Origin of the sequence: uncultured Tenacibaculum sp. (genome assembly GCF_947502995.1) — a bacterium.
In the GTDB taxonomy this organism is placed as follows: domain Bacteria; phylum Bacteroidota; class Bacteroidia; order Flavobacteriales; family Flavobacteriaceae; genus Polaribacter.
In genome coordinates this window covers 1-364 of the sequence record NZ_CANNBW010000070.1, presented here as the reverse complement: position 1 = coordinate 364, position 364 = coordinate 1, and the positions used below count along the sequence as shown (strand labels likewise).

Genomic DNA, 364 nt, shown 5'->3' with positions numbered 1-364 from the left:
GTGTATAACACCGTTGAATTATACTTAGATGTAGCGCCATTTGGAGATTTCGATACAAGTTTAGATACAGAGATTACTGCATTAACAGTTGCAGGAAGCGTTAACATATATAGTATCTCAGATACATCAGGCGGAAGCTTCTATGTACGCGTTGTAGATAGTGAAGGTTGTGAGAGTTTCTCACCAGTAACTACAATCAATGCTTTTGATGAATTACAAGATATCACACCGACTCAGAATGATGCTATTAGTTGTGTTAATGGTGGAGAATTAATAGATATAATTTTTAATTCAAGTTTAACAGTAACAGGAGCTACAGTAGTTATTTCAGATAGTACAGGAGCTCCAGTTGAGACAATCAATA

General features: G+C 35.4%; 1 protein-coding gene. It reads left to right on the top strand.

Annotated features, from left to right (window positions below; translation table 11 throughout):
* Positions 1-364 (top strand): hypothetical protein (locus tag Q1A46_RS20765; RefSeq protein WP_299683574.1); only part of this gene is annotated, 364 nt, incomplete at both ends.